This window comes from Mycobacterium celatum, assembly GCF_002101595.1.
In the GTDB taxonomy this organism is placed as follows: Bacteria; Actinomycetota; Actinomycetes; order Mycobacteriales; family Mycobacteriaceae; genus Mycobacterium; species Mycobacterium celatum.
In genome coordinates this window covers 1-22,296 of sequence record NZ_LQOM01000026.1, presented here as the reverse complement: position 1 = coordinate 22,296, position 22,296 = coordinate 1, and the positions used below count along the sequence as shown (strand labels likewise).

Below are 22,296 nucleotides of genomic sequence, written 5' to 3'. Positions count from 1 at the left end.
AGTATAGCCACCCGGCGGTGGTGGCGGTGGGGGCGGTTGATCGGTCATCGCCTCTCCCTTATGCGGGGTTAGCTGGACGGGGCGGGACCAGGCTACCCGAGGGGCACCCGAGAACCTGCCGACGTGACGCGCCGCAAGAAAGCTTCGTTACGATGCACTGTGATGCTGTAACGTGCCTGGCGCGACCATCATCCAGCTGACAGTGATGGTTCTCTTCCCGAAGTAATTTGCTGGGATGGTGTCCCGCTACTTTCGCCGCGGTCCCTCGGACAGAAACCCCAACAGGTCGTGGCGGGTGATCACGCCCACCGGTTTGCCTTCTTCGACCACCATCACGGCGTCCCAATCCCGCAGCGCCTTGGCCAGCGCGCTGACCAACTCGCCGGCCCCGATCATCGGCAGCGCGGGACTCATGTGCAGCGCGACGGCGTCGGCCAGTTTGGCGCGCCCCTCGAAGACCGCGGAGAGCAGTTCGCGCTCCGAGACACTGCCGGCCACCTCGCCGGCCATCACCGGCGGCTCGGCACCGACGACGGGCATCTGCGACACCCCGTACTCGCGCAGGATGCCGATCGCGTCGCGCACGGTTTCCGACGGGTGGGTGTGCACCAGGTCGGGCAGCTTTCCGGATTTCCCGCGCAGCACGTCGCCGACCGTGGGTTGTTCGAGCGACCCGTCGAGCGGGGTGCGCAGAAAACCGTAGGACGACATCCAGGCGTCGTTGAAGATCTTCGACATGTAGCCGCGGCCGCCGTCGGGCAGCAGCACGACGACCAGCGCGTCGGGCCCGGCGTCCTCGGCGACCTTCAACGCGGCCACCACCGCCATCCCGCACGAGCCGCCGACCAGCATGGCCTCCTCGCGGGCCAGCCGCCGGGTCATGTTGAACGAGTCGGAGTCGGACACCGCGATGATCTGGTCGGGCACTTCGGGGTCGTAGGCCTGCGGCCAGAAGTCCTCGCCGACCCCCTCGACCAAATACGGTCGGCCGCTGCCGCCGGAGTACACCGAGCCCTCCGGGTCGGCGCCGATGACGCGTACCGCGCCGCCGGAGACCTCCTTGAGGTAGCGGCCGGCGCCGGTGATGGTCCCGCCGGTGCCGATGCCGGCCACGAAGTGGGTGACCTTGCCGTCGGTGTCGGCCCAGATCTCGGGTCCGGTCGTCTCGTAGTGGCTGGCCGGGCCCTCCGGGTTGGAGTACTGGTCGGGTTTCCACGCGCCGTCGATCTCGGCGACTAGCCGGTCGGACACGCTGTAGTAGCTGTCCGGGTGGTCGGGCGGCACCGCCGTCGGGCACACCACGACCTCGGCGCCGTAGGCGCGCAGCACGTTCTGCTTGTCCTCGCTGACCTTGTCCGGGCAGACGAAAATGCATTTGTAGCCGCGGGGCTGGGCGACGAGCGCCAACCCGACGCCGGTGTTGCCGGAGGTGGGTTCGACGATGGTGCCGCCCGGCTTGAGCTGCCCGCTGGCCTCGGCGGCGTCGATCATCTTCTCGGCGATGCGGTCCTTGCTGCTCAACCCGGGGTTGAGGTATTCGATCTTGGCGACGACGCGACCGGCGCCCGGCGGCACCACCGAGTTCAGCTGGACCAGCGGGGTATTGCCGATGAGTTCACTGATGTGCCGCGCGATCCGCATACCTTCATGGTCTCAGGTGCGCAGTTGGGTATTAGCCGGTGGCCTCGCGGATGTACTCGCCGATCTGTCGCAGCGAGCGCGTGGCCTCCGGCACCAGCGGCGCGGCCAGCTGGAAGTCGTGAATCTGACCGGGCCAGATCCGCACCTCGGCCGGCACACCCGCGGCAGCCAGCTTGGCGGCTGCCAGCTGCGCGTCGTACAGCAGAACTTCGGAGCCGGACACGTGGATCAACGTCCGCGGCAGGCCCGGTTCGATGTGGTCCAGCGGCTCGTACAGCGCTTCGGGCTTGCCGTCGACAATGCTCTTGGCGGCGGCGCTGGCGACCAATGCAACCAACGCGTCGAACGCCTTTGCGGGGAACATCGCGTCGGTCTTGATGTTGGGATGGGACTGCTTGGGCTCCTTGGCCAGCTGCATCAACGGCGAAATCGCCACCAGCGCAGCGGGTTCCTCGTTCTCCTCCTGCAGCCGCTGCGCGAGCGCCAGCGCAAGGTAGCCGCCTGCAGAGTCGCCGGCCAGCACGATCTGGTCCGGCTCGTAACCGCGCAGCCGCAGCCAGCGGTAGGCGTCGTAGCAGTCGTCGAGCGCCATGCCGACCGAGTGCTTGGGAATCAGCCGGTAGTTGACCACCAGCACCGGGGAGTCGGCGAACCGCGACAGCGCATTGACGATCCTGCTGTGCGAGTGCACCCCGCAGGTGAGGAAGGCTCCGCCGTGCAGATAGAGCACCACCCGGCGCGTCCCGTCGGCGGGCAACACCCCAGGGGCGCGAACCAGCTGAGCAGTGGCATTCGGCAGGCCCACCGTGGCCCGGATGGTGCCCGGAGCCGGCAGCAGCACCCGGGACGCGAAGTCGACCAGACCGAACGGCCACGGCATGTGCGGGACATGGCTGCCGACGGCCAGAACTGGCCGGATGGTCAGATGAGACGCCACCGACATCAACCGGGCGGGGACGCTGGGACCGCTCTCGAAGACCTCGACGGGCGAGCCGTCGCTGACGGAAAACCTGCGCGCCCGCAACGGATCGCGGACGCGGAGACGATTACCGGAAAGGCCGGGAACCTTGGTCGGTGCGGTCATGCTCACCACTTCCTACGTCGTTGTAGTCAGTCGACGAAGTAGCAGAGCATCCGGTTCAGCCCTTGCCTTACAAGGGAGTACCCGCCCAGGCACTCAGCCAACCTCGCAAACTTAGCTTGGCACCTATAAAAGTTTCAACAATCAAAGAGTCTCATTCGATACCAGTTTTGGTCCGCTCTGTAACCGAGCCGTGTCGGCGGTGCCAGACCATCCGCCGATGCCGACTTAAACTGGTGGGGTGGACATTCGCGTGCCGCGGCGATCAATGGTTGCTTTGGCTGCGGCGGGTGCGCTGGCGTCGACGGGCACGGCCTATCTGGGCGCGCGCAGCCTGCTGATCAGCCAGGCGCAGCATGCCCGCAGTGTGATCCCCAAAGCCTGGGACATCCCGCCCCGAGCAGACGGCATCTACACCCGCGGCGGCGGACCCGTGCAGCGCTGGCAGCGCGGAACACCCGTGGACCTGCACCTGATGGTCTTCGGCGACTCCACGGCCACCGGGTACGGCTGCCGCAACGCCGACGAAGTCCCCGGCGTGTTGCTGGCCCGCGGTCTCGCCGAACAGACCGGCAAAAGCGTCCGGTTGAGCACCAAGGCGATCGTCGGGGCGACGTCGAAAGGGTTGTCGGGCCAGGTCGACGCGATGTTCGTGGCCGGTCCGCCACCGGATGCGGCGGTGATCATGATCGGCGCCAACGACGTCACCGCGCTCAACGGCATCGGGCCGTCGGCGCGGCGGCTCGGCGCGGCGGTGCGGCGGCTGTGCGCCAGCGGCGCGGTGGTCGTCGTCGCCACCTGCCCCGACTTCGGCGTGATCACCGCGATCCCCCAGCCGCTGCGCTGGGCGGCACACACCCGCGGTCTGCGACTGGCCCGTGCCCAGGCCGCCGCGGTACGGGCAGCCGGCGGCGTGCCGGTACCGCTCGCCGATCTGCTGGCGCCGAACTTCCGCCACTCGCCAGCCCTGTTGTTGTCCGACGACCAGTACCACCCCTCGGCGGCCGGCTATGCGCTGGTGGCCGATCAGCTGCTGCCCGCGTTGTGCAATGCGCTGGGCGAATCCAGCCGCGACCTGACGCCGGCGCTGCTGACGGCTAACACGGGCAGCGAATCCCGGCGGGGACGCGCACGAGACGTCGTGTCGCGGCTGCTGCGACGGCACACCACCGGGGTGCCGGCCCCCGTCGTCATGACGGCGGGTGCGTAACGGCTCAAGTCGATTGCCCGCGTTCTCCTCGGGCCACGCGGTGGCCCGCATCGTCGGCGGGCTAGATTCGGTCTAACCGAACCGATAGAGGGAGCCGATCGTGCCGGAAGCCGTCATCGTCTCAACTGCCCGCTCGCCAATTGGCCGCGCCGGCAAGGGATCCTTGGTCAACATGCGGCCGGACGACCTGGCCGCGCAAATGGTGCGCGCCGCGCTCGACAAGGTGCCCGCGCTCAACCCCCACCAGATCGACGACCTGATCATGGGCTGCGGCCAGCCGGGCGGCGAGTCCGGCTACAACATCGCCCGGGTCGTCGCCGTCGAACTCGGCTATGACTTCCTGCCGGGCACCACGGTCAACCGGTACTGTTCGTCGTCGCTGCAGACCACCCGGATGGCCTTCCACGCGATCAAGGCCGGCGAGGGCAACGCGTTCATCTCCGCCGGCGTCGAGACGGTGTCCCGCTTCGCCAAAGGCAGTGCCGACGGCATGCCCGACACCAAAAACCCGCTGTTCGACGAGGCTCAGCGGCGCACGGAGGCGGCGGCAGCCGGCGCCGACGAATGGCATGACCCCCGCAAGGACGAGGCGCTGCCCGACATCTACATCGCGATGGGCCAGACCGCCGAGAACGTGGCGCTGCTGACCGGGATCAGCCGCGAAGACCAGGACCACTGGGGGGTGCGCAGCCAGAACCGCGCCGAGGAGGCGATCAAGAGCGGCTTCTTCGAACGGGAGATCTCGCCGGTCACGCTGCCCGACGGCTCCACGGTCAGCGTCGACGACGGCCCGCGGCCGGGCACCACGTATGAGAAGGTCAGCCAGCTCAAACCGGTGTTTCGGCCCAATGGCACGGTGACCGCCGGCAATGCCTGCCCGCTCAACGACGGCGCCGCGGCCGTGATCATCACCAGCGACACCAAGGCCAAGGAACTCGGGCTCACGCCGCTGGCCCGCATCGTGTCGACCGGGGTAACCGGCCTGTCCCCCGAGATCATGGGACTGGGCCCGATCGAGGCGACCAAGAAGGCGCTGGCGAACGCGGGCATGTCGATCCGCGACATCGACTTGTTCGAGATCAACGAGGCGTTCGCGGTGCAGGTGCTCGGCTCGGCCCGCGAGCTGGGCATCGACGAGGACAAGCTGAACGTCTCTGGCGGCGCGATCGCGCTGGGTCACCCGTTCGGGATGACCGGTGCGCGTATCACGGCGACCCTGCTGAACAACCTGCAGACCTACGACAAGACGTTCGGCCTGGAAACCATGTGTGTCGGCGGCGGGCAGGGCATGGCGATGGTGCTGGAGCGACTCGCGTAGCGAGCCGCTCCAGCACCTCTTCAGCGTTGACTCTGCGGCTACCAGGCAAAAGTGCGAGTAGCGTGCCTGGTCAGCGCAGAGTCAACGCGTCCCAGGCGCGCTCGACGCGGCGGATGACATCGCAGCCGCGGTGCTCGGCCAGCACCCGGATGTGGGTCCAACCGATCGCGGTTATGTATTCCAGCCGCGCGGTGTCCCAGACATACTGCGGCCGGCTGGTGCGATGTTGGTCGCCGTCGTATTCGACCGCCAGCATGACGTCTTCCCAGCCCATATCGAGGAAGTACTTCGGATAGCCGTCGGGGCCGAGGATGGGAATCTGGGTCTGCGGCCTCGGAAAGCCAGCGTCTATCAGCAATAGCCGCAGCCAGGTTTCCTTCGGTGACTGCGCGCCCGCGTCCACGAGATCCAGCGCGACCTCGAGTTGACGCAGGCCGCGGGTATGCCGATGGTTGGCCGCCAGCTCCCGGACATCGTCCACCTTGAAGTCGGTGGCGGCGGCAAGCGCGTCGAGTCTTGCGACGGCCTGCCTGAGGGTTCCGCGTCTGGCCAGATCAAAGGCGGTGCGCTGCGGAGTCGTCACCCAAAGGCTGCCAAGCTGCTGGGTTTCCCCGTCCAACAAAAGCTCGTCCCGGGTCTTCACTCCCTTGGGCGCTCTGGCGTTGCGCCAGATCAACTCCACGACGGTGTCGTCGTCCACCCACTTGGCGCCATGCAACGCCGACGCGGCGGCGCCGGCGATGACGGCGCCGCGGTGCGACCACAGCCACGCCGCGAGAATGCGTTGCCGCAACGACGGCTGAAGCCGGTTCTCCAGGTAGACGTTCGGCATGATCGCCCGGTAGTACCTGCCCAGCTCATCCCAGCTGACGACGCCCGCCGCGAGCGCTTCGGAGCCAATGAACGGCTGCTTTCCCGATCCCCCCATGCCGGCATGCTGCCAACCCACACCGACATGCTTGTTGACTCTGCGGCTACCAGGCAAAAGTGCGAGTAGCGTGCCTGGTCAGCGCAGAGTCAACGCAAAAGTCGTCAGTCGTTTTGCAGGTAACTGAGCAGACGCAGGATCTCGATGTAGAGCCAGACCAGCGTCACGGTCAGGCCCAACGCGATACCCCAGGCCGCCTTCTCGGGCGCGCCTGCGCGGATCATCTGGTCGGCGGCGTCGAAGTCGATGAGGAAGCTGAACGCGGCCAGCGCGATGCACACCAGCGAGAAGATGATCGCCAGTGGGCCGCCGTTGCGCAGGCCCATGCCCTCGCCGTGGTTGAAGAACCCGATCACGAGGTTGCCGATCATCAGCGCCAGCACACCGAACAGGCCGGCCACGACCATCCGGGAGAACTTCGGGGTGACGCGGATGGCGCCGGTCTTGTAGACGACGAGCATGCCGAAGAACACCCCGAGGGTGCCCAGAATCGCCTGCCCGATCAGCGCGCCGGCGTTCGTGGACGACACCGTGATGTTGGCCAGGATGAACGAGATGGCGCCGAGGAATAGGCCCTCCAGCGCGGCGTAGCTCAGCACGATCGCCGGGCTGTCCTGCTTGCGTCCGAACGTGGCGATCAGCACCAGCGCCAGGCCACCGAAGGCACCGACGAACGTGAACGGGGCGGCCAGCGCCACGTTGCCGGCCACCAGGAAGTAGGAGACGGCGGCGACAGCCGACAGCACCGCCAGCGTGATTCCGGTCTTGGTGACGACGTCGTCGATGGTCAGCGGCCGGGCAACACCGGCCCGCTGGTCGACGTACGGCGCATACGGATCGGTCTGATGCCCGTACTGGGTCGCGGCGCCGGCCACGCCCGCGCCGAACTGGGCATATCCGCCTCGCTGCTTGGGCAGCGAGCGAAATACCGGGTTGCTAGTCTCCCGCACCGTCGGATCCTCTCTTGCTTTTGGTTCGAGCTCTGCGAACACCTGGTCAACGTCTTGGGTCCCGGCTGGGTTCCCAGCGCAGGGTCGCTCTGCAGCTAAACCTTACCCGCAGGCGCTGTGTTGCGGGTAACGATCTAGATTGCTCGTCGAGTGCTGTCCAGCTTCCGACGAGGGGAGACCCACGCACGTGACAGGCGAATCCGACGAGATCCTGACCCGCGTCGACGACGGCGTCGGCTTCGTGACCCTGAACCGCCCCAAGGCGATCAACTCGTTGAACCAGAACATGGTCAATGTGCTCAGCACAGTCCTCACCGAATGGGAGCGCGACGACGCGGTGCGCGCTGTGGTGCTTTCCGGTGCCGGGGAGCGTGGTTTGTGTGCCGGCGGCGATGTGGTGGCGATTTACCACAGCGCCCGCGCGGACGGGGCGGCGGCGCGGCGGTTCTGGTACGACGAGTACCTGCTCAACGCCCAGATCGGCCGGTTTTCCAAGCCGTATGTGTCGTTGATGGACGGGATTGTGATGGGCGGTGGCGTCGGTGTCGGCGCGCATGCCAATATCCGGGTAGTCACCGACACCACCAAAATGGCGATGCCCGAAGTAGGCATCGGGTTCATTCCCGACGTCGGCGGCACGTACCTGCTCTCGCGCGCGCCCGGGTCGCTGGGATTGCATGTGGCGCTTACCGGTACGCCGTTTTCCGGCGCCGACGCGATCGCGCTGGGGTTCGCCGACCATTACGTGCCGCACGACCAACTGGACAAGTTTGCGCGCGCGATCGTCGCCGACGGCGTCGAGCGCGCGCTGGCGGCCCATGCCGTCGACGCGCCACCCAGTGACCTTGTGCCACAACGGGGCTGGATCGACGAGTGCTATGCGGGCGACACCATCGCCGACATTGTCGCCACGCTGCGCGGACACGACGCAAAACCGGCCCACGACGCCGCCGACGTGATTGCCACCCGCTCCCCCATTGCGTTGTCGGTGACGCTGGAGTCGGTGCGCCGGGCCGCGAAGCTGGACACGCTGGAAGATGTTCTGCGACAGGAATATCGGGTGTCCTGTGGGTCGCTGCGCTCGCACGACCTCGTGGAGGGTATCCGCGCTCAACTGGTCGACAAAGACCGCAACCCGCAGTGGTCGCCGGCGTCGCTGGGGCAGGTCAGCGCGGCCGACGTCGAGGCGTATTTCGCCCCCGCAGACCCCGATCTGAGCTTCGAGGAGAAGGCATGAGTTACGAGACCATCCTGGTGGACCGCGACGGCCGAGTCGGCACCATCACGCTGAACCGGCCGAAGGCACTCAACGCGCTCAACAGCCAGATGATGACCGAAGTCACCAGCGCCGCAATCGAATTCGACAATGATCCAGGCATCGGCGCGATCATCATCACCGGCAACGCCAAGGCGTTCGCCGCCGGCGCCGACATCAAGGAGATGTCGAACCTGACGTTCGCCGACGTCTTCGACGCCGACTTTTTCGCGCCGTGGGCCAAGCTGGCCGCCGTGCGCACCCCGACGATCGCCGCGGTGGCCGGGCATGCACTGGGCGGCGGCTGCGAGCTGGCGATGATGTGCGATCTGCTGATCGCCGCGGACACAGCGAAATTCGGCCAGCCCGAGATCAAATTGGGCGTGCTGCCCGGGATGGGCGGCTCGCAGCGGCTGACCCGGGCCATCGGCAAAGCCAAGGCGATGGATCTGATCCTGACCGGCCGCAGCATCGACGCCGCCGAGGCCGAGCGCAGCGGCCTGGTGTCGCGGGTAGTCCCGGCCGACGACCTGCTCTCCGAGGCCAAGGCCGTCGCCAGCACCATCGCGGGGATGTCGCGGTCGGCGACCCGGATGGCCAAGGAGGCGGTCAACCGCGCCTTCGAATCCACGCTGACAGAAGGGCTGCTCTACGAAAGACGGCTGTTCCATTCGGCTTTCGCCACCGACGACCAGTCAGAGGGCATGGCCGCGTTCATCGAGAAACGGCCCCCGAACTTCACGCACCGCTGAGTACGCCCGCGCTCACCAGCGCGTGATAGCCGCCGATGACGTCGGTGGCGCGGTGCAGGCCCAGATCCTGCAGCGCGGCCGCCGCCAGGCTCGAGGTGTAGCCCTCCGAGCACAGGATCACCCACTGGACGTCGTCGTCCACGGCTTGCGGCAGCCGGGCGTCGCTGGTGGGGTCGCAGCGCCATTCCAGCACGTTGCGCTCGATCAGCAGCGCTCCGGGCACCTCGCCTTCCTGCGCACGCTGGGCCTGCGGGCGGATGTCGACGAGCACCGCACCCTGCCGCAGCGCGGCGGGCACGTCGTCGGCGGGCAGGCGGTGCAACCGGGCCCGGGCAGCAGCGAGCATCCGGTCGATGCGACTCATTGGTCTGATTGTCCGGCTTCTCCTCATCGCGCTGCGCGCTCTGCATCGTCGCCGGACGGCGCCTCCGGTTGGTCGGTCAGCTCGGTGCGCCTGCGGCGCAGCGTGTTGCGACCGGTGACCTCGTAATACGACATCACGGTCAGCGGCGGCGAATACGCGTGCACGCTCAGCGTCGGCCCGGCCGGAACACTGCTCGGCGCCCACACCACGTCGTGCACCCAGCCCAGCGGAAACCCGGCCTGGTCACCGGCGTCGAGACGCCGTCGGCGCAATTGCTTGCCGTCCCAGCGGAACTCGTCGACTGAGCCGGACAGCAATGTCAGGGCGCCCATCGATCCGCCGTGGTCGTGCAACTCGGTGGGCTGCCCGGGCACCCAGCTGATCAGCCAGACGTCGAGCTCCTCGTCGCCGTGCAGCCGAACGAACCAGCGCCGGTCGGCCGGCACACCGCCGGGCGGCAGCAGGTGGTCGTAGCGCCCGTCGAGCACGTCGTCGGCGGTTCGATCGGTGGCGTGCAACAGATCGGGCAGCCGCAGCCGGGTGGGGCCGGAGACCGACGGGCGCGGCAGAACAGGGTTGGCGATAACCATGGAGGAACTCCAGAACGGATAGGCGAATTGGGGGGCGGCGTGTCAGCGCCGACAACACCCCTGAAATCCGGTTCGCTCCATCACGCCGGCCAGTGTTGCATAGATTGTCGGGGTGCGCTGGTGTGGTCTGCTGGTGTTCGGTGCTGTTGCCGCAGCGGCCGTGGCGGGTTGCTCGGCCGACGGCCGGACCCCCCAGCCGACCGCGCCGCCGGGAACCAGCGGGGTTTCGCCGGCCGGTGTGACGACCAGGGTCGACGCCCCGGCGGCGTCCACCGAGGAGGAGTACTTCCAGGCCTGTCACGCCGCCAAGCTGTGGATGCAGGGCCAGCATGGCGACCCGCAGTCGCTGATCGAGCCGTATCTGGCGACGCTGCAGCGGCCCGGCGCGGACGGCAGCGGCACCTGGAATACGCCGTGGGCGAAGCTGAGCCCGGCTCGGCAGGCCGCGGTGATCGTCGCTGTCCGGGCGGCCGCCAACGACGAGTGCGGTTGATTCTGATCACGCTGTAATAAAGGGCCGGGTGCGGCGGGACAATGAGGGAATGACTCACGCCGATGCGCTGCGGGCGCCGGGCTCCGGGCCGGCCGACGCGCATCGCGCAAGCGGTTCGTCGCCGACCCGGGTGGCGCTGGCGCTGGGCAGCGGCAGCGCGCGCGGATATGCGCACATCGGGGTGATCAACGAGCTGCGCGACCGCGGTTACGAGATCGTCGGGATCGCGGGCTCGTCGATGGGCGCGCTGGTCGGCGGCCTGCATGCGGCCGGGCGGCTCGACGACTTCGCCGACTGGGCCCGGGCCCTGACGCAGCGCGCGATGTTGCGGCTGCTCGACCCGTCCATCACCGCGGCCGGAGTGCTGCGGGCCGAGAAGATCCTCGACGCGGTGCGAGAAATTCTGGGGCCAGTCGCCATCGAGGAGCTGTCGATCCCGTATACCGCGGTGGCGACCGATCTGATCGCCGGAAAGTCGGTGTGGCTGCAGCGCGGCCCGGTCGACGAGGCCATCCGGGCATCGATCGCGATCCCCGGCGTGATTGCGCCCCACGTCGTCGACGGACGGCTGCTGGCCGACGGCGGCATCCTCGACCCACTGCCGATGGCGCCGATCGCGGCGGTCAACGCCGACCTGACCATCGCAGTGAGCTTGAGCGGCAACGAAACCGAAGCCGAGCGTGAGACCGAGTCGCGGCCAGCGGCCGAGTGGCTGAACCGCATGGTGCGGAATACTTCGGCGCTTTTCGAGCGGCCGGCAGCACGCGCGGTGCTCAGCCGGTTCGGCGCAGCCACTCCCGACGCCGCAGCCGAAACCGAGGAAGTCGAGGAGATACCCGAAGAGCCCAAACTCGGCGGCCGGTTCGAGGTGATGAACCGCACCATCGACATCGCCCAGGCCGCGCTGGCGCGGCACACCCTCGCCGCGTATCCGCCCGACCTGCTGATCGAGGTGCCGCGTTCGGCCTGCCGTAGTTTGGAATTCCACCGCGCCGCAGAGGTGATCGACATCGGCCGCGCGCTGGCCAGTCGCACGTTGGACACTCTCGAGGTCGATCCGCCGGCCGACGTGGACGATTAACCGAAACGGCTTCGCACGCTACGCAATTGCCTCGATGCGGGCCGGCACGTGCTTGTGCCACGGCGTGCTACGGACGACGCGAACCGGTGCCAGGCGGGGTGCCGCGAGGTCAGTGCTCGAACAGCGCCTTGATCCCCGCCAGGTTGGCGCGGATGCCGGCTTCCCACTCCGCCAGCCGTCGCGCCACGATGCGTCCCTCTTTTTCGGGCATCGCGGCGATCGCCGGACTCAGACCGGACGGGCCCGGCCCCATCCGTGCCCATTGCCGCACGATCGCGCCGTCGCGGGTCGGATCCAACTCGAAACCCCAAGTGGCCGAGGCCTGGCCGTCACCCTCCACTTCCCACACCCATCGGGTGTGGTCCTCGACCTCCACCACTCGACAATCCGTGTGCCATTGGCCGAACGAAGGATGGCTGCTGTAACCGCGGAATCGCGCGCCGACCGTCACATGGTCGGCGCCATCGAGCCATTCGACCTTCTGCAGCTCGGTGGAGAACCGCGCCGGCAGGGTGACGTCGGTGATGACGGCCCAGATCTCGGCAGGATCGCCGACGATGCGCTCTGACACCTCGACAGTGGGGCAGTCCCGATAACGCACTGGGCATCTCCTGAAGGAGTGATGTATAGGGCATAGTAGACGGTCATGCGCGTCGGTGTTGTCATCGAGCCACGGTTGCCGGGCGCCGCCGAATTCGCGCGGGAGGCCGAACGACTCGGTGTCGCCTCGTTGTGGGTTCCGGAGGTCTGGGGGTACGACGCGCTCACCGGGCTGGCCTACCTGGCGGCGCAGACGTCCACGATCGAGTTGGGAACCTTTGTCGTCCAGCTCGGGTCGCGCTCGCCCGCCCTGCTCGCCACGTCCGCGTTGAGCCTGCAACAGCTCTCGCACGGACGGTTCACGCTGGGCATCGGCGTTTCCGGTCCGCGGGTGATGGAGGGCTGGCATGGTGTGCGGTTTCGCAAGCCGGTGCAAACCACCCGGGAAACCATCGAGATCATCCGAATCGTCAGCCGCGGCGAACGTTTGGAGCACGACGGCGACATCTACCCGCTGCCGCTGCCGGACAGCGCGGGCGCTGCACTGGTGCCGATGGTCGCCCCGCAGCACGTGCCGGTGTATGTGGCCGCGATGGGCCCGGCAAACCTGCGATTGACCGGGGCGGTTGCCGACGGCTGGCTCGGCAATGCATTCATTCCGGAGGTGGCCGATGTCTTTCTCGGCCCCCTGCGCGAGGGGGCCGAGCGCGCCGGACGCTCGCTTGCCGACCTGTCCCTGGTGGCGCCGGTGGCCGTCGAGTTCACCGACGACGCCGACGGCGCCGCACGGCGTCATGCCGACGGGTACGCGTTCACCATCGGGTCGATGGGCTCCGGATCCCGCAACTTCTACAACGACGCCTTCGCACGGCTCGGCTTCGGCGAAGCGGTTCGCCGGGTTGCCGAACTGTGGCGGTCAGGTGATCGGGACGGCGCCCGCCGCGAGGTGCCGATCGAGCTGGGCAGCCGGACCAACTTGCTCGGGACCCCGGACGCCATAGCCCAGCGAATCACGTTGTACCGCAACGCCGGTATCGACACCATACTGGCGAAGCTCGACGGGCCCTATGAGCAGCAGCTGAAGACATTGCGGCTCCTGCTGCAGGCCGTCGGCAGCTGAGTCAGGCGGAGCTGAGGAAGGCCGCGACCGCCAGCGCCTCGCGTCGCCCCTGCGCACGCCCGGCCATCGCCGACGCGGCGCGGCAGCGCGGGTCCAGCGGGTTGGACCCGAACGCCGCGAGCGACTCGCCGTCGGCGAATATGCCGTGCGCCGCGCCGCCGAAGGCCGCGATCTCGGCGGCGGGCCCGTCGCCGAACGGCGACGGGGCCGACACGCCGGAGGGCACCAAAACCACCGCGGTGTCGCAGTCGTCGGCCACCTCGAGGTTGATCGTGCTGCCGATCCCGCCATCCATGTAACGCCGCTCTTTGATACTGACCGGCGGCCACGCGCCGGGCACCGCGCAGCTGGCCGCTACCGCGTCGACCAGGCCCACACCCGAATCCCGGTCGAAGACAACACGTTTCCCGGTGGTTATGTCGATGGCGGTGATTCGCATGTCCCGCGCCGGCCAGTCGTGCGACGGAAGCCGCTTGGCGATCACCTTGCGCCGCACCGGCTCGGGCACGGTGTCGGCCAGCAGTGCGGCCGCCCCGATCCGTTGCCGCTTGCGCGCTATGTCCGGTTCGGCCATCGCGGCCAGGAACAGGTCGGTGATGTCGTCGACGCCGACACCGGGATCGATCTCGGTGGACGTCTCGGCGACCTGAGCAGCGAACAGGTCCTCGAGGCCGCACCCGCTGCTGATCTGCGCGGCGACGGTCGAACCGGCCGAGGTGCCGACCAGGACATCGGAATCCAGCAGCGCCTGCGCCAGCGACGGCGACTCGTCGGCGATGCCGCGCAGAATCCCTGTCTCCCAAGCGATCCCGACCACTCCCCCGCCGGCCAGCACCAGCGCGCGCTTGGCTGTCACGAGTGCTGCGCGGCCTGGACCGCCGAGCTCAACTCTTCGCGGTGCAGCGGGTGCCGCGGCGGATCGGGCAGCACCACGTCCCGATCTACCCTTAGCTGGGCGTCGACGTGGACCAACTCGCCCGGCGCGATCAGCTGCCATCGCGGGTCGTCGTCCATCGGCTCGCTGGCGAACACCACCGCGGGCCGGGACCGCAGCTGCTCGGCATGCGCCCGAATCCGATTGGTGCGCAAATGAACCGGTGCGCCGTCACGGCGATCCAGCATGTAGAGCTCGTGCGACTCGGGGTAGCGCAGCGCCCAGACGTCGGTGGCTGTGCTCAACAACACGTTGACCGCGTAGATCGGCACGTTGGCGGCCAGCCACCGCAGGGCGTCGACCAGCCCGGCCGACACGTCGCCGCCGCACGCCCGGATCGAGGCCGTGATCAACGCGAACGCCCGCTCGGAATCGGTCTGGCCGCCCACCAAATCGGCGGTGCCGACCTCACGCAACCGCTCGTCGAGCTCATCTAAACCCTCGAGCACGCCGTTGTGGGCGAAGATCCGGCCGTCCTGCAGGAACGGATGGGTGTTGACGATGTCGTGCGACCCGGTGGTCGCGTAGCGGACGTGCGCGACGAACGTCGTGCCGGTCATTTCATGGGCTTCGATGGCGAAGTCCTTGTCCTGCCACGCCGCGATCGGTTGCTTGCGCACCTCCGGCCTACCCTGCCCGTCGAACACGCCGAGCCCCGTGCCGTCCGGGTTTCGGCGGCTCTGCGCCTCCAGGTTGTCGGGGGCGTCCAGCAGCCAGAAAGTGGCGGTAACGACGTTGGTCCCGGCGTGCAGCGCAAAGAGTCGACACATCGAGTGCGACGTTACCGGCTCAGCCGGGGTGCGGCGCGCGCGGTGATCAGCGGCAGGTCGAAGAAGCTCTGGATGCCGGCCGGCGCCGCACAGGTCGCCGGGACCGCGTTCACGCAATGCGCCGCGGTCGCGACGATGCCCGGATTGCTCTTCAAACCTTCTTCCACGGTTTCGGGCTGCCAGCCCTTGACGGTGACAAAGGTGTCCGGATTGCCCCGCACCTCGATCTCGTAGCGCTCTCCGGCCGGCCCGAAAGACCATGGTGGGTCAAGGTTTTCCTCGCCCATCAGCCAGTTGACGGTGATGCGGACGACGGGCGTGTCGTCCGCCGTCGCCTCCCAGTGGAAGCGGCGCCCGGCGACCTGGCCCGGCTCGATCACGCCGATAGGCGAGTCGATCGGCGCGGTGGCCACCGCCACCTCTTGCCAGGCCCGGATCTCGGGATCGGCGGCGAATCCCAACCGGTCGACACACAGCCGAACCGACTGGACGAAGCCGCCGTCGAGAAGTTTCTGCATCGGCCCCGACAGCGCGTTGTCCGGTGTGCCGCCGAACCCCATCACATAACGCAGCACGTCGGGCGCTCCGTAGGTCCGAAGGTCGGAAAACTCCTCGGAGCGAACGAAAGTCACCCCGGTCGACATCACCGACAGCAACAGCGGAAACAGTTCGGTGGCCGCACCCGGCCCGATGCCGGCGCCGTGCAGCGTCGCGTTGCCGGCTTGCGCGGCGACCTCCAGCGGCGCAGCTTCTTTTTCGCTCGGATAAAACCAGCCGAGCGGGGTGACGACGTTCTTGCCGGAGCGCAGCAGCGCGGCCACCTCCTCGACGTTGGGCAGCAGCGGCGCGTAGATCACCGCGTCTGCGTCGAGGGCGAGGATGTCGTCGATGCTGTCGGTGGCGATCACGCCCAGCGGCGGTGTCCCGATGATCTCGCCGACGTCCTTGCCGCTCTTGGCTTCCGAGTGCACCCAGCAACCGGCGAGCTCGAGTTCGGGATGTTCGAGCACACCTTTGATCGCGGCCACCCCCACCGACCCGGTCGCCCACTGCACGACCCGCAAAGCCATCAGTCGCGCACCTCGCAAACCTCGTAGTCACCGTCGCCGTATCGCGAGCGAATGGTTTTCTTGTCGTACTTGCCGACGCTGGTCCGCGGAATCTCGTCGACGAATGTCCAGCGTTCGGGCAGCCACCAGCGAGCCACCTTGTCGGCCAAGAACTTCCGCAACTCACCCGCAGCGACGGACGCGCCTTCTTTGCGGACGACCACAGCCAGCGGTCGTTCCTGCCACCGCTCGTCGGGCACTCCGACGACCGCGGCCTCCACCACGTCGGGGTGCGCGATCAGACAGTTCTCCAGTTCCACCGACGAGATCCACTCCCCGCCGGACTTGATGACGTCCTTGGCACGGTCGGTCAGCGTGATGAAGCCGCGCTCGTCGATGCGACCCACGTCGCCGGTGCGCAACCAGCCCGACTCGAACTTCGACTGGTCGGCGCCGCGGTAGTAGGAGCCGGTGATCCACGGGCCGCGGACTTCCAGTTCGCCCACCGCCTGGCCGTCGTTGGGCAACACGTTGTTGTCGTCGTCGACGATTCGGGCTTCCACACCGCACACCGGCTGGCCCTGGGTCGCACGCAGCGGCCAATGCTGATCGTCCGGCGTTCCCGGCGGCGGCCACGCCATGGTGGCCATCGGCGATGTCTCGGTCATTCCCCACAGCTGACGGATCTGCACGCCGTGTTTTTCTTCGAAGGTACGCATCAGCGACACCGGCACGGCGGAACCGCCGCAGGCGACCAGCCGCAGCGACGACATGTCGTGGTCGGGGTCGCGCTCCAGGTAGTGCAGGACGTCGTTCCAGATGGTCGGGACCGCGCCGGCCACGGTCGGGCGCAGCTTCTCGACCATGTCGACCAGCGACTTGGCGTCCAGGTGACGGTCGGGCAGCACCAAGTCGGCGCCCGCCATCAACGCGGCGTACGGCAATCCCCACGCGTTGGCGTGGAACATCGGCACGATCGGCAGCACACAATCGCTCGACCCGACCCCGATACCGTTGCTGGTGCAGGCCGCCATCGTGTGCAAAAAGCTCGAACGATGGCTGTAGACAACGCCTTTGGGGTTTCCGGTGGTGCCGCTGGTGTAGCACATCGCGGCCGCCGAGTTCTCGTCGATGTCCGGCCAGTCGAATTCGGTCGGCTCGCCGGCGAGCACGTCGGCGTAACTCAACACCGTCTTGCCGGACTCCGCCAGCGGCGCCGTGTCCCCCTCGCCCACCGCGATCAGCGTGTGCACAGTGTCCAGGCGGCTCAGGACCGGCGCGAGCAGCTTGGCCAGCGACGTATCGACCAGCACCACCTGGTCTTCGGCTTCGTTGGCCACAAAGACGATCTGCTCTGGGAAAAGCCGGATGTTCAGCGTGTGCAGCACCGCGCCCATCGACGGGACCGCCATGTAGGCGGCGAGGTGTTCGGCGTTGTTCCACATGAACGTGCCGACCCGCTGGTCTGCGGTGATGCCGAACTTGCGCAGGGTGTGGGCCAGCTGCGCGGCTTGTCGGCCCAGTTCGGCGTAGCTGCAATGTCGGTAACCGTTGCCGGTGGCGGTAGTGACCCGGCGGGCTCCGTGCACGCCGGTGGCGTGCCGCAGGATGGCGGTGATCGTCAGCGGAAAGTTCTGCATTGTGCTGTACATCGACGTACAGCTTATGGTTCCGGGCGCAGCGACGCCCCGCGTTCAGCTCAGGTCAAAGCCGGCTCGAGCCGAAGCAGCTCAGGCATGGTCCACTCGTGCCGGGCGGTGGGCTGGTCGTCCGCCGCGTCCACCGAGAAGACGCTGACGGTACCGGCGTAGTCACCGATGTAGAGCGAGTCGCCATGCGGGCTTTCGACCACGCACGACGGCTGACCGCCCACGCTGATTGCTCCGACGACCTCGTGGGTCGCCGTGCGCAGCACGGTGACGCTGTCGTCGCCGACGAGGTAGGCGCGCTGACCGTCACGGCTCAATGTCAGCTGGGTCACCAGACCGCCGATCTCGGCGATCTTGTGGGTGCTGACCACCGCATTGGTGCGGATGTCCACCACGTCCAAAATGGTGCCGAAGTCGGGGCCGCAGCTAGCGATATACGCTCTGTCGCCATTCGGACTGAGCGCGATATCCCTGATCGGCGAGGCGATCTCGACGTTGCCGACGACACGACGCTGCTCGACGTCGACGACGGCAAGCGTTCCGCCGGCGGCGCTGTTGGCCCCGACGTAGAGCCGGCCGCCATCAGCGTGGGCGCGCACACATTCCGCGGCGGTGCCCCGCGTGGCGGCGATGGTGATCTCGTCGACCTGGCCGGTCCTAATGTCCAGCACTGCGACGTCGGCGCCGCCCGCCGCCGTGCGGGCGGCATACACCCGCCGGCCGTCGGGGCTCACAGCCAGATCGCGGACGCTCTCGGCCATCGGATGCACTGCGACAATCCTGTTGGTGTCCACGTCGAGGGCCACAATCGCGTCATAAGCCGTCGACACGGTACTGACATAGGCCCGGTTTGCGGCAATCGCTATGGCGAACGGCTCCGGGATGCCCACGACGGTGCGCACGAGCGCACCGGAGCGGGTGTCGATCGACGAGACACTGTCGCTTCCGCAATTCGTCACGATCAGCCGGTTGGCGTCGGAGCTGGCCGCGATGCCGCTGACACCGCCCTGGTGGACGCCGATTTCGGCGACGACCGCGAAGCCGGGCACGACGCCGACCTCGCCGTCGACGTAGTTGACACTGCCCACAGTGGCACCTGCCTTTGCTCGTTCGTCCGACCGTGACCGGACCTGGACGCCGGTTGGCCTGCTGTGGCAGCACAAGCCCGACATCATCGGATTCGGCGCTCTAGGGCGCGCTTCCGGCTGAGTCTAGTGGCGGGATTCCCACCCGAAGGTGTGTCTTTCGCCAACTACCCACGCACATAACGTCAATAACTCAGGTTGCCCTTAGGCAAGAATCGCCCCGTTCTGGACGCCACCCGCGGCAGCGAACGGATTGGTTCAGGTGTCCAGCGGTTTTCCGGGAGTCGCTAACGCGCTGTCCCGAATTCCAAGCGCGGTCGAAAATAAGAATTTCTTAGCGTTCGGCGGCCAAAAGCGGTCAACATCACATAATTTCCGCTCGGCGCGTGTCGACCGAACCGAACTGCTTGCGCACCTTGGTGAATCGCGCCAGATCGGCGGAAGCGCTAGCTATCGCTGGTCAGAGGTGTTGAGGGCAGTACGCCGAGGCCGCTGTCACCGCGAACCTTGCCGCGTGCTCGGGGGTGAATCCCGGGTTGGTGCTGCGCACCGCGTTGACGGTGTCCAAGGGCGAAAGACCGCCGTCCATCAACTCGCACACCGCCCTGCCGGCCGCGATGGCCTGGCTGGCGCCGCGATGAGTGATGCCCTGCTGGTCGAGGGCGGCCAGAAAAGCCGCGTCACCACTGGTCTCGTCGGCGTGGGCGGGCGCAGCGAGACCGACCATGGTGGCGAAACCCAACAGCAGGAGCAGCCGCTTCATGGCTCTTATGCTGCCCAGCACCCGTTACGAACGTGTTACCGACTTTTTAGCGTCGCCCGACACAATGTTAAATCGGTGTTACGGCGTGTCGATGCCGTTGTCTGCCCCGGTCACGTGCGGTGGCTCGATGTTTCGACCGGTCAACGGGCGCAACAGTGTTAAGAGTTCGGGTGCCGGCGTAAAGAAGCCGTTAACGAGCTGGGCCTCTCAACTGCGTTGAGTAACGCTGGAATCCGTGGAACCCGCACGGAGCGAAGGAGAGGCCATGTCATTCGTGACCGCGCCGAAGTTGGTACTCGCGCTGGCGGGCGCCGCCGCCGTCATCGGCCTCGCCGCGCCTGCGCACGCCGAAGCGTCCGGCACTGATGCAAGCTTCCTTGCCGCGCTCGACCAGCAGGGCATTACCCACCGCGGCGCCAGCCAGGCCATCGCCGCCGGTAAATCGGTGTGCCAGTTGATGGACGAGGGACTTTCCCCGATGGACACGGTCAACGCGGTACGCACCACCAACCCGGGATTCAACGTCGAGCACGCCGCGAGGTTCGCGATCACAGCGGCGAGTGCTTACTGCCCCGAACACCTCTGATCGGCACACACGCCGAATGCTTTTCGGCTGCAACGCAATAGCGCAGCTCCTTCTAGTGCCCCCAGTCGGACTCGAACCGACACTGGACGGATTTTAAGTCCGCTGCCTCTGCCAATTGGGCTATGGGGGCCCCGGCGGCGAATGTAGCGCGACGACGTTGCGCCCGGTTCAGTCGGTGCCGAAACCACTATGGCGAGCTCGCCACGTGACATCTGTGTATCGGGCAGCGGCATCGTGTTAAGACTTCCGGCCTAACAGTTAAGAAGCCGTAAACGAGCTATCACTTCAACGCGTTTCTGAGCAACTGTGGATGCGTGGAATCGGTAGTGCGACACCAGGAGAAGTCATGTCTTACGTGACCACTCAACCCGAAGCGTTGACCGCTGCGGCCGCCAGCCTGCAAGGCATCGGCTCGGCGATGGCATCCCAAAACGCCGCCGCGGCGGCACCCACCACCGGTGTGGTACCCGCGGCCGCCGACGAGGTTTCGGCGCTCACGGCAACCCAATTCGCCGCACACGCCGCCTTGTATCAGGCCGTCAGCGCCCAGGCCGAGGCAATCCACGAAATGTTCGTCAACACACTGGGCACCAGCGCCGGATCGTATGCGGCCACCGAGGCCGCCAACGCGATCGCGGCCGGTTAGGGGGTCGGATCATGCTGGATTTCGGACTGTTACCGCCGGAGGTTAACTCGGCGCGCATGTACGCCGGTGCCGGATCGGGACCGATGATGGCCGCCGCGTCGGCGTGGAACGCGTTGGCCGCCGAGTTGAGCTCGACGGCCGCCGCCTATGAGTCGGTGATCACGGGACTGACCAGCGAGGAGTGGCTGGGCCCGGCGTCGGCGTCGATGGCGGCCGCCGCGGCACCCCACGTGGAGTGGATGAGCACCACCGCCGCGCAGGCGCAGCAGGCGGCCAGCCAGGCCCAGGCGGCCGCGGCCGCCTACGAGGCGGCTTTTGCGATGACCGTGCCGCCGCCGGTGATCGCGGCCAACCGCGCTCAGCTCGCGGCGCTGGTGGCGACCAACGTGCTGGGGCAGAACACGCCGGCGATCATGGCCACCGAAGCGCACTACGCCGAGATGTGGGCCCAGGACGCAGCGGCGATGTACGGGTATGCCGGCTCCTCGGCGGTCGCCGCGCAACTGGCGCCGTTCAACCCGCCGACGAAAAACACCAACGAGGGCGGACTGGCGGCGCAAGCCGCGGCCGTCACCAACGCCGCCGGGACTGCGGGCGGTAGCGGTGCCCAGACGACGCTGTCACAGCTGACGTCGGTGCTGCCCGGCGCGCTGCAGAGCATGTCGTCGCCGCTAGGGTCGACCGCGTCGGCGTCGTCGGCGCTGAGCGGAATCACCAATGCGCTGGGCGCGGGTTCGGGGACCGACTATCTGTCGGTGATTCTGAACGGCATCTCCTCCGGCGGTGCTACGGCAGTGATGTATATCCCGTCGACGTTGATTCCGAGCATGATCGGTTATTTCGCCGGTCCCGGTTTCAACGCCGCGGGCGGCGGTACGGTCGGCAGTGGCCTGGGGTCCCTGCTGGCTCCCGGCGGTCCGCTGGGCAACCTCGGTGCACTGGGCGGCGGCATAGCAGGCGGCGCCAGCTCGGGCGCGGCCGGCGCCGCGTCGGCGGTCACCGGCACCATGGGCCAGGCCTCGACGGTGGGTGCGCTATCGGTACCGGCCAGTTGGGCCTCGGCCACCCCGGCAAGCACCGGCAGCACTGCCTTGCAGGCCAGCGGCTGGGCAGCCGCCCCGGAGGCCGCGCCGGGCAGCCCCGGCATGCCGGGCATGCCAATCGGCAATGCGGGCGCCAACCGTGGCTTCGGCTTCGGCGCCCCGCGGTACGGCTTCAAGCCCACCGTGATGGGCCGGCCGGTGGTGGCCGGTTAGGCGGAGAATGGACACAACTCGTCACATGTTTGAAGCCGGCTGTTAAAACGCAGGTCGTACTCTGTAACCCAGGCGACCAGTACACCACTGACCTGTCAACCACGAAGGAGACTTTGATGACTACCCGGTTTATGACCGACCCGCACGCCATGCGCGACATGGCGGGCCGTTTTGACGTGCACGCCCAAACCGTCGAAGACGAAGCCCGCAAGATGTGGGCGTCCTCGCAGAACAT

23 protein-coding genes, 1 tRNA gene and 1 pseudogene are annotated in these 22,296 nt (G+C 67.6%); 11 read left to right on the top strand and 14 right to left on the bottom strand.

What is annotated here, in order from left to right:
- Window positions 1–246: 246 nt before the first annotated feature.
- Window positions 247–1,641: a cystathionine beta-synthase gene (locus AWB95_RS11150; RefSeq protein ID WP_062540743.1), complete on the bottom strand. Its 1,395-nt coding sequence runs from the start codon at window positions 1,639–1,641 to the stop codon at window positions 247–249.
- Window positions 1,642–1,672: 31 nt separating this feature from the next.
- Window positions 1,673–2,725: an alpha/beta hydrolase gene (locus AWB95_RS11145; protein ID WP_085168220.1), complete on the bottom strand. Its 1,053-nt coding sequence runs from the start codon at window positions 2,723–2,725 to the stop codon at window positions 1,673–1,675.
- 250 nt (window positions 2,726–2,975) lie between these two features.
- On the opposite strand from AWB95_RS11145, the gene AWB95_RS11140 reads away from it, so the two are divergent.
- On the top strand, window positions 2,976–3,932 hold the full coding sequence (locus AWB95_RS11140; RefSeq protein ID WP_420799453.1) for an SGNH/GDSL hydrolase family protein: 957 nt from the start codon (window positions 2,976–2,978) through the stop codon (window positions 3,930–3,932).
- Between the two features lie 100 nt (window positions 3,933–4,032).
- Complete coding sequence (locus AWB95_RS11135; protein WP_062540572.1) at window positions 4,033–5,250, top strand: acetyl-CoA C-acetyltransferase; 1,218 nt, start codon at window positions 4,033–4,035, stop codon at window positions 5,248–5,250.
- A gap of 70 nt (window positions 5,251–5,320) precedes the next feature.
- On the opposite strand, the gene AWB95_RS11130 is transcribed toward AWB95_RS11135, so the two are convergent.
- A complete protein-coding gene (locus AWB95_RS11130; RefSeq protein ID WP_085168216.1) occupies window positions 5,321–6,178 on the bottom strand; it encodes a hypothetical protein in 858 nt (285 codons plus the stop codon).
- A gap of 104 nt (window positions 6,179–6,282) precedes the next feature.
- On the bottom strand, window positions 6,283–7,128 hold the full coding sequence (locus tag AWB95_RS11125) for a Bax inhibitor-1/YccA family protein (RefSeq protein WP_062540578.1): 846 nt from the start codon (window positions 7,126–7,128) through the stop codon (window positions 6,283–6,285).
- A gap of 187 nt (window positions 7,129–7,315) precedes the next feature.
- On the opposite strand from AWB95_RS11125, the gene AWB95_RS11120 reads away from it, so the two are divergent.
- Both AWB95_RS11120 and AWB95_RS11115 read left to right on the top strand, forming a co-directional pair.
- Complete coding sequence (locus AWB95_RS11120; RefSeq protein WP_062540574.1) at window positions 7,316–8,365, top strand: enoyl-CoA hydratase/isomerase family protein; 1,050 nt, start codon at window positions 7,316–7,318, stop codon at window positions 8,363–8,365.
- A complete protein-coding gene (locus AWB95_RS11115) occupies window positions 8,362–9,135 on the top strand; it encodes an enoyl-CoA hydratase (RefSeq protein ID WP_062540575.1) in 774 nt (257 codons plus the stop codon). The genes AWB95_RS11120 and AWB95_RS11115 overlap by 4 nt, the downstream gene beginning before the upstream one ends.
- Here the strand turns inward: AWB95_RS11115 and AWB95_RS11110 are convergent.
- The gene (locus AWB95_RS11110; protein ID WP_062540576.1) at window positions 9,122–9,499 is read right to left on the bottom strand and encodes a rhodanese-like domain-containing protein; all 378 of its coding nucleotides are present in this window, start codon (window positions 9,497–9,499) and stop codon (window positions 9,122–9,124) included. The genes AWB95_RS11115 and AWB95_RS11110 overlap by 14 nt on opposite strands.
- A 23-nt stretch (window positions 9,500–9,522) precedes the next feature.
- Entirely contained in the window at window positions 9,523–10,089 is a 567-nt protein-coding gene (locus AWB95_RS11105; RefSeq protein ID WP_062540577.1) for a cysteine dioxygenase, read from the bottom strand.
- A 112-nt stretch (window positions 10,090–10,201) separates the two neighbouring features.
- Between AWB95_RS11105 and AWB95_RS11100 the strand changes: the two genes are divergently transcribed.
- On the top strand, window positions 10,202–10,582 hold the full coding sequence (locus AWB95_RS11100) for a lipoprotein LpqV (RefSeq protein ID WP_084707180.1): 381 nt from the start codon (window positions 10,202–10,204) through the stop codon (window positions 10,580–10,582).
- Window positions 10,583–10,631: 49 nt separating this feature from the next.
- Complete coding sequence (locus AWB95_RS11095; protein WP_085168214.1) at window positions 10,632–11,663, top strand: patatin-like phospholipase family protein; 1,032 nt, start codon at window positions 10,632–10,634, stop codon at window positions 11,661–11,663.
- 109 nt (window positions 11,664–11,772) lie between these two features.
- On the opposite strand, the gene AWB95_RS11090 is transcribed toward AWB95_RS11095, so the two are convergent.
- Window positions 11,773–12,264, bottom strand: coding sequence for an SRPBCC family protein (locus tag AWB95_RS11090; protein ID WP_062541426.1), 492 nt, complete (start codon window positions 12,262–12,264; stop codon window positions 11,773–11,775).
- A 45-nt stretch (window positions 12,265–12,309) separates the two neighbouring features.
- Here AWB95_RS11090 and AWB95_RS11085 point away from each other — a divergent pair, with 45 nt between their 5' ends.
- Window positions 12,310–13,323 carry an LLM class flavin-dependent oxidoreductase gene (locus tag AWB95_RS11085; protein WP_062541425.1) on the top strand — a complete coding sequence of 338 codons (1,014 nt, stop codon included), beginning with the start codon at window positions 12,310–12,312 and terminating at the stop codon, window positions 13,321–13,323.
- A 1-nt stretch (window position 13,324) separates the two neighbouring features.
- Here AWB95_RS11085 and AWB95_RS11080 read toward each other — a convergent pair whose 3' ends face one another.
- The 6 genes from AWB95_RS11080 to AWB95_RS11055 all read right to left on the bottom strand — a co-directional run bounded on the left by AWB95_RS11080 (window position 13,325) and on the right by AWB95_RS11055 (window position 19,573).
- The gene (locus tag AWB95_RS11080) at window positions 13,325–14,179 is read right to left on the bottom strand and encodes a patatin-like phospholipase family protein (protein WP_085168212.1); all 855 of its coding nucleotides are present in this window, start codon (window positions 14,177–14,179) and stop codon (window positions 13,325–13,327) included.
- Entirely contained in the window at window positions 14,176–15,027 is an 852-nt protein-coding gene (locus AWB95_RS11075) for a class II glutamine amidotransferase (protein ID WP_062540942.1), read from the bottom strand. Before AWB95_RS11075 ends, AWB95_RS11080 begins: the two co-directional genes overlap by 4 nt.
- An 11-nt stretch (window positions 15,028–15,038) precedes the next feature.
- Entirely contained in the window at window positions 15,039–16,097 is a 1,059-nt protein-coding gene (locus tag AWB95_RS11070; protein WP_062540941.1) for an NAD(P)H-dependent amine dehydrogenase family protein, read from the bottom strand.
- Window positions 16,097–17,728 (bottom strand): long-chain fatty acid--CoA ligase, encoded by a 1,632-nt coding sequence (locus tag AWB95_RS11065; protein ID WP_062540940.1) that lies wholly within the window; start codon window positions 17,726–17,728, stop codon window positions 16,097–16,099. Before AWB95_RS11065 ends, AWB95_RS11070 begins: the two co-directional genes overlap by 1 nt.
- A 47-nt stretch (window positions 17,729–17,775) precedes the next feature.
- Window positions 17,776–18,813 (bottom strand): WD40 repeat domain-containing protein, encoded by a 1,038-nt coding sequence (locus AWB95_RS11060; RefSeq protein ID WP_062540939.1) that lies wholly within the window; start codon window positions 18,811–18,813, stop codon window positions 17,776–17,778.
- A 457-nt stretch (window positions 18,814–19,270) separates the two neighbouring features.
- Window positions 19,271–19,573 (bottom strand): DUF732 domain-containing protein, encoded by a 303-nt coding sequence (locus AWB95_RS11055; RefSeq protein ID WP_062540944.1) that lies wholly within the window; start codon window positions 19,571–19,573, stop codon window positions 19,271–19,273.
- Window positions 19,574–19,838: 265 nt separating this feature from the next.
- Here AWB95_RS11055 and AWB95_RS11050 point away from each other — a divergent pair, with 265 nt between their 5' ends.
- Entirely contained in the window at window positions 19,839–20,159 is a 321-nt protein-coding gene (locus tag AWB95_RS11050; protein ID WP_062541550.1) for a DUF732 domain-containing protein, read from the top strand.
- Window positions 20,160–20,215: 56 nt separating this feature from the next.
- Here AWB95_RS11050 and AWB95_RS11045 read toward each other — a convergent pair.
- Window positions 20,216–20,289, bottom strand: a tRNA-Leu gene (locus tag AWB95_RS11045).
- A 216-nt stretch (window positions 20,290–20,505) separates the two neighbouring features.
- On the opposite strand from AWB95_RS11045, the gene AWB95_RS11040 reads away from it, so the two are divergent.
- The 3 genes and pseudogenes from AWB95_RS11040 to AWB95_RS11030 form a co-directional block, all read left to right on the top strand.
- Window positions 20,506–20,805 (top strand): PE family protein, encoded by a 300-nt coding sequence (locus tag AWB95_RS11040; RefSeq protein ID WP_062541549.1) that lies wholly within the window; start codon window positions 20,506–20,508, stop codon window positions 20,803–20,805.
- Window positions 20,806–20,816: 11 nt separating this feature from the next.
- The gene (locus AWB95_RS11035) at window positions 20,817–22,061 is read left to right on the top strand and encodes a PPE family protein (RefSeq protein WP_099539786.1); all 1,245 of its coding nucleotides are present in this window, start codon (window positions 20,817–20,819) and stop codon (window positions 22,059–22,061) included.
- Window positions 22,062–22,177: 116 nt separating this feature from the next.
- Window positions 22,178–22,296 (top strand): annotated as a pseudogene (locus AWB95_RS11030) (WXG100 family type VII secretion target); the annotation flags it as partial.

Coding starts and splice junctions, on each gene's coding strand:
- AWB95_RS11150 (WP_062540743.1), bottom strand. CDS start 1,641: ATGCGGATCGCGCGGCACATCAGTGAACTCATCGGCAATACCCCGCTG.
- AWB95_RS11145 (WP_085168220.1), bottom strand. CDS start 2,725: ATGACCGCACCGACCAAGGTTCCCGGCCTTTCCGGTAATCGTCTCCGC.
- AWB95_RS11130 (WP_085168216.1), bottom strand. CDS start 6,178: ATGGGGGGATCGGGAAAGCAGCCGTTCATTGGCTCCGAAGCGCTCGCG.
- AWB95_RS11115 (WP_062540575.1), top strand. CDS start 8,362: ATGAGTTACGAGACCATCCTGGTGGACCGCGACGGCCGAGTCGGCACC.
- AWB95_RS11110 (WP_062540576.1), bottom strand. CDS start 9,499: ATGAGTCGCATCGACCGGATGCTCGCTGCTGCCCGGGCCCGGTTGCAC.
- AWB95_RS11105 (WP_062540577.1), bottom strand. CDS start 10,089: ATGGTTATCGCCAACCCTGTTCTGCCGCGCCCGTCGGTCTCCGGCCCC.
- AWB95_RS11095 (WP_085168214.1), top strand. CDS start 10,632: ATGACTCACGCCGATGCGCTGCGGGCGCCGGGCTCCGGGCCGGCCGAC.
- AWB95_RS11085 (WP_062541425.1), top strand. CDS start 12,310: ATGCGCGTCGGTGTTGTCATCGAGCCACGGTTGCCGGGCGCCGCCGAA.
- AWB95_RS11075 (WP_062540942.1), bottom strand. CDS start 15,027: ATGTGTCGACTCTTTGCGCTGCACGCCGGGACCAACGTCGTTACCGCC.
- AWB95_RS11070 (WP_062540941.1), bottom strand. CDS start 16,097: ATGGCTTTGCGGGTCGTGCAGTGGGCGACCGGGTCGGTGGGGGTGGCC.
- AWB95_RS11065 (WP_062540940.1), bottom strand. CDS start 17,728: ATGTACAGCACAATGCAGAACTTTCCGCTGACGATCACCGCCATCCTG.
- AWB95_RS11055 (WP_062540944.1), bottom strand. CDS start 19,573: ATGAAGCGGCTGCTCCTGCTGTTGGGTTTCGCCACCATGGTCGGTCTC.
- AWB95_RS11050 (WP_062541550.1), top strand. CDS start 19,839: ATGTCATTCGTGACCGCGCCGAAGTTGGTACTCGCGCTGGCGGGCGCC.
- AWB95_RS11040 (WP_062541549.1), top strand. CDS start 20,506: ATGTCTTACGTGACCACTCAACCCGAAGCGTTGACCGCTGCGGCCGCC.
- AWB95_RS11035 (WP_099539786.1), top strand. CDS start 20,817: ATGCTGGATTTCGGACTGTTACCGCCGGAGGTTAACTCGGCGCGCATG.